Consider the following 12,641-nt stretch of genomic DNA (forward strand, 5'->3'; position numbering starts at 1 on the left):
GGACGCTCGAGAACGGGCGTTCTTTTGCTTTATTGATGGCCGGCAGAGACGATCCTTGAGGTCCCGAAGCCAGGCATAATCAGACAAGACACTAGTCCATAAGCCGGGGTAGGGGGTCACTTGGCCCAACCATTCCGGTAACAACAAGAAGGCGACCTGACATGATTCAGATGCAAACAAACCTCGACGTGGCGGATAATTCCGGCGCACGTCGTGTCATGTGCATCAAGGTGCTGGGCGGCTCGAAGCGCAAGTATGCCTCGATCGGCGACGTTATCGTCGTTTCGATCAAGGAAGCTATTCCGCGCGGCCGTGTGAAGAAGGGTGACGTGATGAAGGCGGTCGTCGTTCGTACCGCCAAGGACATCCGTCGTCCGGATGGCAGCGTCATCCGCTTCGATACCAACGCAGCAGTCCTCATCGACAACAAGAAAGAGCCGATCGGCACCCGTATCTTCGGACCGGTTCCGCGCGAACTTCGCGCCAAGAACCACATGAAGATCATCTCGCTGGCTCCAGAAGTACTGTAAGGAGCGGAGCGATGCAGAAGATCCGTAAAGGCGACAAGGTTGTCGTATTGACCGGTAAGGACAAGGGCCGTACCGGCGAAGTCATTCAAGTGCTGCCGAAGGAAGACCGTGCGGTCGTTCGTGGCGTCAACGTCATCAAGCGCCATCAGCGCCAGACGCAGAACCAGGAAGCCGGCATCATCAGCAAGGAAGCCTCGCTTCACCTGTCCAACCTGGCAATCGTCGACAAGGACGGTAAGCCGACCCGCGTCGGTTTCAAGGTTGTGGATGGCAAGAAGGTCCGCGTGGCCAAGACCTCGGGAGAAGTGATCGATGGCTGAGGTAAAGTACGAGCCGCGGCTCAAGAAGGAATACGTTGCTCGCATCCGCGCGGCGATGCAGGAGAAGTTCTCCTACGCTAACGAGATGCAGATCCCGAAGCTGGACAAGATCGTGATCAACATGGGTGTTGGCGAAGCGACGGCTGATTCGAAGAAGCCAACCGTTGCTGCTGCAGACCTCGCGGCCATCGCAGGCCAGAAGCCGGTCATCACCCGCGCACGCAACTCCATCGCTGGCTTCAAGGTCCGCGAAAATATGCCGATCGGCGCGAAGGTCACCCTGCGCGGCGCCCGCATGTATGAGTTCCTGGATCGTCTGGTCAACATCGCGCTTCCGCGCGTTCGCGACTTCCGCGGCCTGAACCCGAAGAGCTTTGACGGTCGTGGCAATTTTGCCATGGGCATCAAGGAGCACATTGTGTTCCCTGAGATCAACTACGATAAGGTTGATCAGATGTGGGGCATGGACATCATCGTTTGCACGACGGCGACGACCGACGACGAAGCACGGGCTCTTCTGAAAGAGTTCAACTTCCCGTTCCGTCAATAACCGTAACGACGAGCGTAGAAAAGGAACCCTGATATGGCGAAGACAAGCGCAGTTGAAAAGAACAAGCGCCGCCGCAATACGGTTGCCAACCAGGCCGCAAAGCGGGCTGCTCTCAAGGCAATCATCATGAACCAGTCTCTTTCGATCGAAGACCGGTTCAAGGCCACTCTGAAGCTGGCATCGCTGCCGCGCGATGGATCGAAGACCCGTATTCGCAACCGTTGCGAAGTATCTGGCCGTCCGCGCGCCTACTACCGCAAACTGCGCATGTCGCGTATCGCGCTGCGTGAACTCGGCAATCTCGGCAAGGTGCCGGGTATCGTCAAGTCCAGCTGGTAAGGAGCAGATTAGATGTCTATGACTGATCCTTTGGGCGATATGCTCACCCGCATCCGCAATGGCGCTTCGCGCCGCAAGTCGTCGGTTTCGACGCCTGCGTCCAAGCTCCGTGCACGCGTTCTCGATGTGCTCCAGGCTGAAGGCTACATCCGTGGCTATTCCGTCGTCGATTTCGGCAATGGCAAGTCTGAGCTCAACATCGAACTCAAGTACTACGAAGGCGCATCGGTGATCCGCGAGATCGGCCGTGTGTCTAAGCCGGGCCGCCGGGTTTATGTCTCGGTCAAGTCCATTCCGCAGGTCGCGAACGGCCTCGGCATCACCATCCTTTCGACTCCGAAGGGCGTGATGGCCGATCACCAGGCTCGCGAACAGAATGTTGGTGGCGAGGTTCTCTGCTCGGTCTTCTAAGATCGAACAGAGATATCTCCCTCGAAACAGACAGGTTTGAAAAATGTCTCGTATCGGTAAGAAGCCCGTTCAGGTACCTGCAGGGATCACGGCCACGGTTGATGGCCAGAAGGTGACTGCCAAGGGCCCCAAGGGCGAGCTGTTTTTCGTCGCTAACGACGAAATCGGTCTCAAGCTGGAAAACAACGCAATCGTCGTGACGCCGCTCAACGACTCCAAGGATGCTCGCGCAAAGTGGGGCATGTCCCGCACGATGATCGAGAACATCCTGAAGGGTGTTAAGGACGGCTACGAGCGTAAGCTCGAAATCAACGGCGTCGGCTATCGCGCGTCCATGCAGGGCAAGAACCTGCAGCTGGCGCTCGGCTTCAGCCACGACGTGGTTTATGAGCCGCCGCAGGGCATCACGATCGCTGTGCCGAAGCCGACGGAAATCGTCGTCACCGGCATCAACAAGCAGCAGGTCGGCCAAGTTGCAGCTGAAATCCGCGAATACCGCGGCCCCGAGCCCTACAAGGGCAAGGGTGTTAAGTATGCCGAAGAGCGGATCATCCGCAAAGAAGGCAAGAAGAAGTAAGGAACACGCGAAATGGCTAGCAGGAAAGAAGCACTTGCGCGTCGCGCCAACCGCGTGCGCCGTCAAATCAAGTCGGTGGCCAATGGCCGTCCGCGCCTGTCGGTTCATCGCTCGTCGAAGAACATCTACGCCCAGGTCATCGATGACGTGGCTGGCAAGACCCTCGCGGCTGCCTCCACCCTCGACAAGGATCTGCGCGGTTCTCTGAAGACCGGTGCCGATACCGCAGCCGCAGCCCTCGTTGGCAAGCTCGTTGCCGAGCGCGCCTCCAAGGCCGGCGTGAAGGAAGTCGTGTTCGATCGCGGCGCTTTCATCTACCACGGCCGCATCAAGGCCCTGGCTGAAGCAGCCCGCGAAGGCGGCCTGACCTTCTAATCAGATTTCCGGCCGGTGATCCCAAGGACGCCGGCCGGATATTCACCGGGCCGCAGGTTTCCCGCAAGGGAAGGCATGCGGTCTTCGTTTTGTTTGCCGATTGCACCCGGAAAAGAAAAAGGAAGAGGACAATGGCACAGGAAAAGAGGGCTCCGCGGGAAGACCGTCAGAGCCGTGAAGAGCGCGATAGCGAATTCGTCGACAAGCTGGTCGCGATCAACCGCGTCGCCAAGGTTGTCAAGGGTGGCCGTCGCTTCGGCTTCGCCGCTCTCGTCGTCGTTGGCGACCAGAAGGGCCGCGTAGGCTTCGGCCATGGCAAGGCACGCGAAGTGCCGGAAGCCATCCGCAAGGCAACCGAAAGCGCCAAGCGCGACATGATCTTCGTACCGCTGCGCGACGGCCGTACGCTGCATCACGACGTTCATGGCCGTCACGGCGCTGGCAAGGTTCTGCTGCGCTCGGCCAAGGTCGGTACCGGTATCATCGCCGGCGGCCCGATGCGCGCCGTTTTCGAAACGCTCGGCGTTCACGACGTCGTTGCCAAGTCGACCGGTTCGTCGAACCCGTACAACATGGTTCGCGCCACGTTCGACGCCCTGAAGCACCAGGTTCACCCGAAGGACATCGCAGCTCAGCGCGGCATCAAGTATGCCACCCTGCAGGCTCGCCGCGCCGCTTCGGGCAACGCCTCCGAAGAATAAGGGAGTTTGACCTATGGCCAAGACGACCAAGAAGGCTGAAGCTAAGGCGACCGTTACGGTCGAGCAGATTGGCAGCCCGATCCGCCGTCCGGATGTTCAGCAGAAGACGCTGATCGGTCTCGGACTGAACAAGATGCACCGTCGCCGCACGCTGGAAGATACTCCGGCTGTTCGTGGCATGATCCGTGCTGTCCAGCATCTCGTTCGCGTTGTCGACGAGAAGTGAGCCGGAGGTAATTCGCTATGAAACTGAATGAAATCAAGGATAACGAAGGCTCGACCCACAGCCGCAAGCGCCTCGGCCGCGGCATCGGCTCCGGCTCCGGCAAGACCGGCGGCCGTGGTGTAAAGGGTCAGAAGTCTCGTTCGGGCGTTGCGATCAACGGCTTCGAAGGCGGTCAGATGCCCATCTACCGTCGTCTGCCGAAGCGCGGCTTCAACAACATCTTCGCAGCCGACTATGTTGTCGTGTCGCTGGCACGCATCCAGGCTGCCGTCGATGCCGGCAAGCTCGATGCCAAGAACACGGTTGATGCAGCCGCTCTCAAGGCCGCTGGCGTCATTCGCCGCGTCAAGGACGGCGTTCGCGTTCTCTCTGACGGCGAACTGAAGACGAAGCTCGCTCTCGAAGTTGCAGGCGCTTCCAAGACCGCAGTCGAGAAGATCGAAAAGGCTGGCGGTTCCGTCAAGCTGCTCGCTGTCGCTGCTGCAGAATAATATTATCAATAATCGCCCGAAGTGACTTCACTTCGGGCGATTTTGCTCCCATATGTGAGCCTCACGAATCTGATCGATGCGGCACGTGTCTTTCCGATCGATAACGGGAACCAAGGGTGAGGCGCCCGATTGCTGCGCAATCCGTCCGAAGCCCGGCTTTTGAACAATTTACAGACTGATTCCGGGCTCGGCCGACTATGCCGGAATTGGTGATGCGGAGATTTGCATGGCTTCTGCAGCGGAACAATTGGCGTCCAACCTCAATTTTTCGACCTTTGCCAAAGCCGAGGATCTCAAGAAGCGCCTGTGGTTTACCCTCGGCGCTCTCCTCGTTTACCGGCTCGGCACCCACATTCCGCTTCCTGGCCTCAATCCTGCCGCCTACGCTCAGGCTTTCCAGAATCAGTCGGGCGGCATTCTTGGCCTCTTCAACATGTTCTCGGGCGGCGCTGTGCAGCGCATGGCGATCTTCGCGCTCGGCATCATGCCGTACATTTCGGCCTCGATCATCGTTCAGCTGATGACCTCGGTCGTTCCGTCGCTCGAAAACCTGAAGAAGGAAGGCGAGCAGGGCCGCAAGATCATCAACCAGTACACCCGCTACGGCACGGTGCTGCTCGGCGCCTTGCAGGCTTATGGCATTGCGATCGGCCTTGAGCATGGCAACGGCGTCGTCGTCGATCCCGGCTGGTTCTTCCGCATATCCACCGTCATCACGCTGCTCGGCGGCACGATGTTCCTGATGTGGCTCGGCGAGCAGGTGACGTCGCGCGGTATCGGCAACGGTATCTCGCTGATCATCTTCGCGGGCATTGCTGCCGGTCTCCCGACCGCTCTTGCCGGCACGCTCGAACTCGGCCGCACCGGTGCGCTTTCCACGCCCCTTATTCTCGCCGTGCTGGTCGTTGCCATTCTGGTCATTGCGCTTATCGTCTTCGTCGAGCGCGCCCAGCGTCGCCTTCTGATCCAGTATCCGAAGCGCCAGGTCGGCACGCGCATGTTCCAGGGCGATACGTCGCACCTGCCGCTGAAGCTCAATACCTCGGGTGTTATTCCGGCGATCTTTGCCTCCTCGCTGCTGCTGTTGCCTGCAACGGCAGCCGGACTTGGGAACAACACGGCGCTTCCGACCTGGGTCACGTCAATCGTCGCCGCGCTTGGTCACGGACAGCCGGTCTACATGGTGCTTTACGCCGCGCTGATCGCCTTCTTCGCCTTCTTCTACACGGCGCTGGTCTTCAATCCGAAGGACACGGCCGACAATCTGAAGAAGCATGGCGGCTTCATTCCGGGCATCCGTCCCGGCGAGCGTACTGCCGAATATATCGATTACGTGCTGACCCGTATCACGGTCATCGGCGCGATCTATCTCGTCTTCGTCTGCATCCTGCCCGAAATTCTCGTATCCCAGACAGGTATTCCCTTGTCTCTGGGTGGCACTTCGCTTCTGATCGTGGTTAGCGTAACGCTGGATACGGTGGCGCAGATTCAGGGTCACCTGATCGCACAGCAATATGAAGGCCTGATCAAGAAATCGAAGTTGCGTGGAGGAAAGAGGGGGCGATGAGACTCATACTTTTAGGGCCGCCGGGAGCAGGTAAGGGGACCCAGGCCCAGCGCATTGTGGAAAAGCATGGCATTCCGCAGCTTTCCACAGGCGATATGCTGCGCGCGGCCGTCCAGGCCGGCACGGAAGTCGGCAAGCGCGCCGACGCCCTGATGAAGGCTGGCAAGCTCGTTCCGGATGAGGTGGTCAACGCCATCGTTTCCGAGCGTATCGATCAGCCGGATTGCGCCAGGGGTTTCATCCTCGACGGGTTCCCGCGGACGCTGGTTCAGGCGGATGCAACCGAAAAGATGCTCAATGCGAAGGGCCTCGAGCTCTCCATCGTGATCGAGCTGAAGGTCGACGACGCTGAACTGATTCGCCGTGTTTCGGGCCGTTATTCATGCTCGAACTGCGGCAGCGTCTATCACGACACTGACAAGCTTCCGGCAACGGCTGGCGTTTGCGACAAATGCGGTTCGACGCATTTCAAGCGCCGTCCGGACGATAATGCCGAAACCATGGCGACCCGTCTCCAGGTCTATTACAAGGAGACCTCGCCCTTGATCGGTTACTACTATGCAAAAGGCAAGTTGCAGAGCATCGACGGCATGGCCGATATCGAGCATGTGACCGACAGCATAGAGGCTATCCTGGCTAAGCTTTAGATAGCCTAAAATAAACTTGCCGGAGCGGTTGCTTTTTTGCGCTGATTCCGCTAAACACCGCGCCAACTCGCGACATGCTATGCGATCGGCGCGGATTTCCAACGGGAAGTCCGAGCACGGTCGTTTTGACATGTGGCGGACACACATCGAACAAGCAGCTCCCGGGCTGCATAACAAGACCCTTTGCCAAGGCAAAAGGAATGCAAGGAGAACAGGCGTGGCTCGTATCGCTGGCGTCAACATCCCGACTGCAAAGCGCGTAGTTATTGCGCTTCGTTACATTCACGGGATCGGACCGAAGTTTGCACAGGAAATCTGCGAGAAGGTTGGTATTCCGGCCGAGCGTCGCGTCAACCAGTTGACGGATGCTGAAGTTCTGCAGATCCGCGAAACCATCGATCGTGACTATCAGGTCGAAGGTGACCTGCGTCGCGAAACCGCGATGAACATCAAGCGTCTTATGGACCTTGGTTCTTATCGTGGCCTGCGTCATCGTCGTGGCCTGCCGGTTCGCGGCCAGCGCACGCACACCAATGCCCGCACCCGCAAGGGTCCGGCAAAGGCGATCGCCGGTAAGAAGAAGTAATTTCCGGGCAACCGGATTTGGGAGGCTGGCGGTCCGCCGGCCTCTTTTGAGTTTGAAGCGGTGCTCCACGGGTGCTGCTTCGGTGTAGCCGCTGGGATTACGGCGGTGCAGAGATCCAAGAAAGGAATAACATGGCCAAGGAAGCCGTCCGTGTTCGTCGTCGCGAGCGCAAGAATATCACGTCGGGCGTCGCACACGTCAACTCGACCTTCAACAACACGATGATCACCATCACCGACGCACAGGGCAACGCTATTGCCTGGTCGTCCGCTGGTGCCAAGGGCTTCAAGGGTTCGCGTAAGTCGACCCCGTTCGCTGCCCAGATCGCTGCTGAAGACTGCGCCAAGAAGGCTCAGGAACACGGCATGAAGTCGCTGGAAGTTGAAGTTTGCGGTCCGGGCTCCGGTCGTGAATCCGCTCTGCGCGCCCTCCAGGCTGCTGGTTTCATGATCACGTCCATCCGCGACGTGACCCCGATTCCGCACAATGGTTGCCGCCCGCGCAAGAAGCGTCGCGTCTGATCATCGCCACTCACGACACCGGCCGGGGTAGATGCGCCCGACTTGGTGTTACTCAAGCTCGGTTGCCACGATTGGATGGTGGCAACGAACGGAAGGCAAAAACATGATTCAGAAAAACTGGCAGGAACTGATCAAGCCCAACAAGGTCGAGTTCACCTCGAGCGGCCGTACCAAGGCAACGCTCGTGGCCGAACCGCTGGAGCGTGGCTTTGGTCTCACCCTCGGCAACGCGCTGCGTCGCGTTCTGCTGTCCTCTCTGCGCGGCGCCGCTGTGACGGCCGTGCAGATCGACGGCGTGCTGCATGAGTTCTCCTCTATCCCGGGCGTCCGGGAAGACGTGACGGACATCGTGCTGAACATCAAGGAAATCGCCATCAAGATGGACGGCGATGACAGCAAGCGCATGGTTGTCCGCAAGCAGGGCCCAGGCGTTGTAACGGCTGGCGACATCCAGACGGTCGGCGATATCGAAATCCTCAACCCCGAGCATGTCATCTGCACGCTCGACGAGGGCGCCGAAATCCGCATGGAATTCACCGTCAACAACGGCAAGGGCTATGTCCCGGCCGAGCGCAATCGTGCGGAAGATGCTCCGATCGGCCTCATCCCGGTCGACAGCCTCTATTCGCCGGTCAAGAAGGTGTCCTACAAGGTTGAAAATACCCGTGAAGGACAGGTTCTCGACTACGACAAGCTGAGCATGTCGATCGAAACCGACGGTTCGATCAGCGGTGAAGATGCCGTCGCTTTCGCGGCTCGCATCCTTCAGGATCAGCTTGGCGTGTTCGTCAACTTCGACGAGCCGCAGAAGGAAGCCGAAGAAGAAGCAGTCACCGAACTCGCTTTCAACCCGGCGCTCCTCAAGAAGGTAGACGAACTCGAACTGTCCGTTCGTTCGGCAAATTGCCTGAAGAACGACAACATCGTCTATATCGGCGACCTCATTCAGAAGACCGAAGCAGAAATGCTCCGCACGCCGAATTTTGGTCGCAAGTCGCTGAACGAAATCAAGGAAGTTCTCGCTTCCATGGGCCTGCACCTCGGCATGGAAGTGCCGGCATGGCCGCCTGAGAACATCGAAGATCTCGCCAAGCGATACGAAGACCAGTACTAACGTTTCAAACGGCAGGCGCATGATGCCTGCAAGTGAAGGAGAATAGCAATGCGCCACGGTAAAGCCGGCCGCAAGCTGAATAGAACCGCTAGCCACCGTAAGGCGATGTTCGCCAACATGGCGGCTTCGCTCATCACCCATGAGCAGATTGTCACCACGCTCCCGAAGGCGAAGGAAATTCGCCCGATCGTCGAGAAGCTGGTAACCCTCGGCAAGCGCGGCGACCTGCACGCTCGTCGTCAGGCCATCTCGCAGATCCGCGACGCTGCTGTCGTTTCGAAGCTGTTCGATGCGATTGCAACCCGCTACGCCACGCGCAACGGCGGCTACCTGCGTATCATGAAGGCTGGCTTCCGCCAGGGCGACAATGCCGCTCTCGCCGTTGTCGAATTCGTCGATCGCGACGTCAATGCCAAGGGCGCAGCCGACAAGGCTCGCGTTGCCGCTGAGGAAGAAGCCGCAGCCGCTTAAGGCCAAGCTTCGGATACAATTTGAAGGGCCGGATGAGCGATCATCCGGCCTTTTGGCGTTTAGGCTCGCGGGAGTGGCCTTTCAATTTTCCGGATTGCTTCGGAGTATCGCAACAGCTTGATGAGTCGCATCCGGCTCAAGAGCATCAGATAACTGGGAGCGTCGCAGAACATGCAGCAAAGATTGATACGCGGAAGACTGCTTCCGCTCCTTGCGCTGCTGTTGACTATCGCCGGCGGTCTTGCGCTGCGGCGGTATGGTTACGCGATTGATCTGCCCTTTGTGGTCGTCAAATATGGCGGCTCGTTGTTGTGGGGAGCGATGGTCTATTGGCTCCTGGCAACGATATTCCTGTTATCAGGGCGTTTCAGAATTGCCGTGGCGGCGCTAGTCATTGCGGTCGCCGTGGAGCTCTTCAGGCTGTGGCATACGCCGGGTCTCGATGCCTTTCGATTGACCACAGCCGGTGCCCTGTTGCTCGGAAGAGTGTTCTCGCCCTGGAATATTCTGGCCTATGCCATGGGTATCGTGGCGGCGCTGGCGATTGATCGGGTCCTGTCACGGACCACGCCAGTAGCTTGATGCTTTTTTCCGAATTTCACAGCCAGGCGCTGCGGAATGGCGGCTGAACGGGCATTGTTCGGCTTGCCGCATTGCTGTCGCTAGGGTAGCGGAGATGGTGCCTTTGCAGGGTAGGGTGGAATTGGCAGGGGCGTATGCGGCATGTTAGCGAGAAGGGCGCGTAAGGATGGAGAACCAGGAGGAGACAACGGTGCCGTCGCGCACGGCACGATTGGTGCTGGTGACACCTGATGGCACCGTGGTCGGTTGTCTCGCGCCGATTCCAGTCGAGATTCCCTGGTGGCAGGAAGTGGAATCTGTCGTGCGCGCCGCGCGTGACCGTCATGGCATCGATGTGACGATCCTGCGCCTGCTCGAGGCCGCTCGCGACCGGGCACCGGGTGGCGAGGTCACCTATCTCGCCGAGATTGCGCAACCCGTGCCGGCGGACGCCTGGGCAGGAAAGCTCGAGGCTCACCCCTTGCGCCAAGCCTATGCCGAACCCGGCGGTCCTGACGCCGATCTCGATTGGGCGGCGCGAGTGCTCGCCGGACATGGCTTGGCACCCACGGCAAAGCCTATCCAGGTTCGCACCTGGAACCTTTCCAGCGTCTGGCGCATACCACTCGGTGCGCAATCGGCCTGGCTGAAGGTCGTGCCGCCGGTTCTGGCGCATGAGGGTCGCGTCATCAACGCCTTGTCCGGTCATCATGTCCCAACATTGTATGGTCACGACGAATACGGGCGCGTTCTGATTGCGGAGATCCCCGGCGACGACTTGTATGAGGCGACATTGCTGCAATTGCTCGCCATGGTGACACTGCTCGTCGAAATACAGGCTTCGTGGATCGAGCGCGTCGAGGAATTGCGCATGATGGGCTTGCCTGATTGGTGTGGCCAGAGCCTGTGCTTTGAAATCGCCGAGGTTGTGCGGCGGACAAGCGAAGAGCTGTCGGAGGACGAACGCGTGACGCTACAGCGCTTTGTGCAAGGTCTTCCGGCCTTGTTTGCCGAAATACACGCCTGCGGCTTGCCGGATACACTCGTTCATGGCGACTGCCATCCCGGCAATTTTCGCGGCACGGAAGGGGCGCTCACGCTGCTGGATTGGGGCGACAGCGGTATCGGTCACCCCTTGCTCGATCAGTCCGCCTTTCTCGACGGGATGGCACAGGAATACGTCGAGACGATCAAGGATCATTGGAATCGCGAGTGGCTGGCCCGGGTATCCGGCAGTAACCCCGCGCGCGCCGCCGAGCTGCTCGCGCCGATTGCCATGGCAAGGCGCGCCGTGATCTATCGGCGTTTCCTCGACAATATCGAGCCGTCGGAGCGAATCTATCACCGCGACGATCCGGCCGGCTGGTTACGCGATACCGCGGCTCTGCTCAAAAAAATCCGGTTGAATGCAAGGTAGAGCTCATATTACTCCGCCGCCATCGCCATCCGGCGCGAGGGTTCGCTGCGGTGAAGATGGACCGCGAGCGTATCCCAGGGCGGCGTGATGGAGAGCTGCGCCAGCAGGCGGCCGATTTCGCCTCGGTGGTAGCCTCCATGCGTGGCGACGTGAAGAAGCATCTCCTCGCGTGTCATGCGGCCGCGGTCGCCATCCGTGAAGATGAAGGGTACGGCTTCGGACAGAAGCTCTGTACTGATGGTTTCGAGGTAGTTCAGATACCAGTAATCGGATGCCGTAAGCGCCGCGCGAAGCTCGGGCAGGGCGGGTGTCTCGGGTGTATTGTCGTCCGTATAGCCATGGGCCTGTCCAGTGAGGTGCGCCGCAAATATGCGGCCGACGACCAGCGAGTGATTCATCAGCCGTATGCAGAGATGGCGCTCCTTGTCATGGCGGTCCGGATCGAGGCGGCCGATGGCGTCGAGCAGCTCCTCGTTCGCCCAGGCTTGATAGCGGAAAAGCGTTCGCAGCAATGACATTTCGCTCATGATGAGTTTGGCCTTTCATCGGATGGAAGAAAGCGAGTAATCTGCTCACATTTTCATGAAGGACTGAGCGCATGTCTACTCGCATTCAAAAGCAGCGTCCGCCGATGCGGAAGGAGCCGACGCAGGCGCGTTCCCGGGCGACGGTGGATGCCATCGTCGAAGCGGGTGCTCGCGTTTTGGGTGACCGTGGATGGGCTGGCTTCACGACGAATATCGTCGCGGCCGTCGCCGGCATCAGCATCGGGTCGCTCTACCAGTATTTTCCGGACAAGCTCTCCCTGGTCGAAGCGATAAGGCGCCGCCATTTCGACGAAGTCCTCGCCGTCCTGCGTCAGGTGGCTGTAGCCGACCTGCCGCTGAAGCAGGGCGCGGATGCATTGGTTCAGGGCATGATCGACGCTCATGGCCTTAATCCAGAACTTCACCGGGTGCTTCTGGATGAGGTGCCAGGATTTGAGGGCTCCAGGTCGGCCCATGATACGTTCCTGGCCGACTATCAACGGTACTACAGAGATTTTGTCGCTATCCATCGCCGCGTTGGCTCGGGTCCTTCCAATGACGTCCTCGCGCAGGTTCTATCCGGCATGGTCGAAGGCGTGATCCACAACGGAGCGCGGAAAGGCACGCTCGATTCGCCCGATCTGAAGCAGGAGCTGGTCAGGATGATCTGCTCCTATCTCGGCGGTATCGATCGACAAGCGAGGATTTGA

At 59.2% G+C, this 12,641-nt stretch carries 20 protein-coding genes; 19 read left to right on the plus strand and 1 reads right to left on the minus strand.

What is annotated here, in order from left to right; genetic code table 11:
- The first annotated feature begins 161 nt into the window (after positions 1-161).
- The 18 genes from rplN (at position 162) to GA0061100_RS09035 (ending at position 11,404) form a co-directional block, all read left to right on the plus strand.
- Positions 162-530 carry a 50S ribosomal protein L14 gene (gene rplN / locus GA0061100_RS08950; RefSeq protein WP_003573790.1) on the plus strand — a complete coding sequence of 123 codons (369 nt, stop codon included), beginning with the start codon at positions 162-164 and terminating at the stop codon, positions 528-530.
- Between the two features lie 11 nt (positions 531-541).
- The gene (rplX, locus tag GA0061100_RS08955) at positions 542-850 is read left to right on the plus strand and encodes a 50S ribosomal protein L24 (RefSeq protein WP_015339605.1); all 309 of its coding nucleotides are present in this window, start codon (positions 542-544) and stop codon (positions 848-850) included.
- Entirely contained in the window at positions 843-1,400 is a 558-nt protein-coding gene (rplE, locus tag GA0061100_RS08960; protein WP_047634795.1) for a 50S ribosomal protein L5, read from the plus strand. Before rplX ends, rplE begins: the two co-directional genes overlap by 8 nt.
- A gap of 33 nt (positions 1,401-1,433) precedes the next feature.
- Complete coding sequence (gene rpsN / locus GA0061100_RS08965) at positions 1,434-1,739, plus strand: 30S ribosomal protein S14 (protein WP_004118406.1); 306 nt, start codon at positions 1,434-1,436, stop codon at positions 1,737-1,739.
- Positions 1,740-1,751: 12 nt separating this feature from the next.
- On the plus strand, positions 1,752-2,150 hold the full coding sequence (gene rpsH, locus GA0061100_RS08970; RefSeq protein ID WP_015339607.1) for a 30S ribosomal protein S8: 399 nt from the start codon (positions 1,752-1,754) through the stop codon (positions 2,148-2,150).
- A gap of 43 nt (positions 2,151-2,193) precedes the next feature.
- Positions 2,194-2,727, plus strand: coding sequence for a 50S ribosomal protein L6 (gene rplF / locus GA0061100_RS08975; RefSeq protein WP_075852344.1), 534 nt, complete (start codon positions 2,194-2,196; stop codon positions 2,725-2,727).
- 12 nt (positions 2,728-2,739) lie between these two features.
- Entirely contained in the window at positions 2,740-3,102 is a 363-nt protein-coding gene (gene rplR / locus GA0061100_RS08980) for a 50S ribosomal protein L18 (protein WP_004118412.1), read from the plus strand.
- Positions 3,103-3,233: 131 nt separating this feature from the next.
- Positions 3,234-3,803 (plus strand): 30S ribosomal protein S5, encoded by a 570-nt coding sequence (rpsE, locus tag GA0061100_RS08985; RefSeq protein ID WP_004118414.1) that lies wholly within the window; start codon positions 3,234-3,236, stop codon positions 3,801-3,803.
- Positions 3,804-3,816: 13 nt separating this feature from the next.
- Complete coding sequence (rpmD, locus tag GA0061100_RS08990; RefSeq protein ID WP_007690786.1) at positions 3,817-4,029, plus strand: 50S ribosomal protein L30; 213 nt, start codon at positions 3,817-3,819, stop codon at positions 4,027-4,029.
- Positions 4,030-4,046: 17 nt separating this feature from the next.
- Positions 4,047-4,520 carry a 50S ribosomal protein L15 gene (gene rplO, locus GA0061100_RS08995; RefSeq protein WP_075852345.1) on the plus strand — a complete coding sequence of 158 codons (474 nt, stop codon included), beginning with the start codon at positions 4,047-4,049 and terminating at the stop codon, positions 4,518-4,520.
- A gap of 226 nt (positions 4,521-4,746) precedes the next feature.
- Positions 4,747-6,087, plus strand: a complete 1,341-nt coding sequence (secY, locus tag GA0061100_RS09000) for a preprotein translocase subunit SecY (protein ID WP_075852346.1) — start codon at positions 4,747-4,749, stop codon at positions 6,085-6,087.
- The gene (locus GA0061100_RS09005) at positions 6,084-6,734 is read left to right on the plus strand and encodes an adenylate kinase (RefSeq protein WP_075852347.1); all 651 of its coding nucleotides are present in this window, start codon (positions 6,084-6,086) and stop codon (positions 6,732-6,734) included. Before secY ends, GA0061100_RS09005 begins: the two co-directional genes overlap by 4 nt.
- 217 nt (positions 6,735-6,951) lie before the next feature.
- The gene (gene rpsM / locus GA0061100_RS09010; RefSeq protein WP_004118424.1) at positions 6,952-7,320 is read left to right on the plus strand and encodes a 30S ribosomal protein S13; all 369 of its coding nucleotides are present in this window, start codon (positions 6,952-6,954) and stop codon (positions 7,318-7,320) included.
- Between the two features lie 131 nt (positions 7,321-7,451).
- Positions 7,452-7,841 carry a 30S ribosomal protein S11 gene (rpsK, locus tag GA0061100_RS09015; protein ID WP_004118426.1) on the plus strand — a complete coding sequence of 130 codons (390 nt, stop codon included), beginning with the start codon at positions 7,452-7,454 and terminating at the stop codon, positions 7,839-7,841.
- A gap of 103 nt (positions 7,842-7,944) precedes the next feature.
- Positions 7,945-8,955 (plus strand): DNA-directed RNA polymerase subunit alpha, encoded by a 1,011-nt coding sequence (locus GA0061100_RS09020; RefSeq protein ID WP_047634789.1) that lies wholly within the window; start codon positions 7,945-7,947, stop codon positions 8,953-8,955.
- Between the two features lie 48 nt (positions 8,956-9,003).
- Positions 9,004-9,426 carry a 50S ribosomal protein L17 gene (rplQ, locus tag GA0061100_RS09025; protein ID WP_015339614.1) on the plus strand — a complete coding sequence of 141 codons (423 nt, stop codon included), beginning with the start codon at positions 9,004-9,006 and terminating at the stop codon, positions 9,424-9,426.
- Between the two features lie 171 nt (positions 9,427-9,597).
- Positions 9,598-10,008, plus strand: coding sequence for a ribosomal maturation YjgA family protein (locus GA0061100_RS09030; RefSeq protein ID WP_208621523.1), 411 nt, complete (start codon positions 9,598-9,600; stop codon positions 10,006-10,008).
- Between the two features lie 190 nt (positions 10,009-10,198).
- Positions 10,199-11,404, plus strand: coding sequence for a phosphotransferase family protein (locus GA0061100_RS09035; protein ID WP_159444766.1), 1,206 nt, complete (start codon positions 10,199-10,201; stop codon positions 11,402-11,404).
- Positions 11,405-11,412: 8 nt separating this feature from the next.
- Here the strand turns inward: GA0061100_RS09035 and GA0061100_RS09040 are convergent, their stop codons facing one another.
- Entirely contained in the window at positions 11,413-11,931 is a 519-nt protein-coding gene (locus GA0061100_RS09040; protein WP_075852349.1) for a DinB family protein, read from the minus strand.
- A 71-nt stretch (positions 11,932-12,002) separates the two neighbouring features.
- Here GA0061100_RS09040 and GA0061100_RS09045 point away from each other — a divergent pair, with 71 nt between their 5' ends.
- Positions 12,003-12,641, plus strand: a complete 639-nt coding sequence (locus GA0061100_RS09045) for a TetR/AcrR family transcriptional regulator (protein ID WP_083961302.1) — start codon at positions 12,003-12,005, stop codon at positions 12,639-12,641.

This window comes from Martinezella hainanensis, from assembly GCF_900094555.1.
GTDB lineage: Bacteria > Pseudomonadota > Alphaproteobacteria > Rhizobiales > Rhizobiaceae > Rhizobium > Rhizobium hainanense.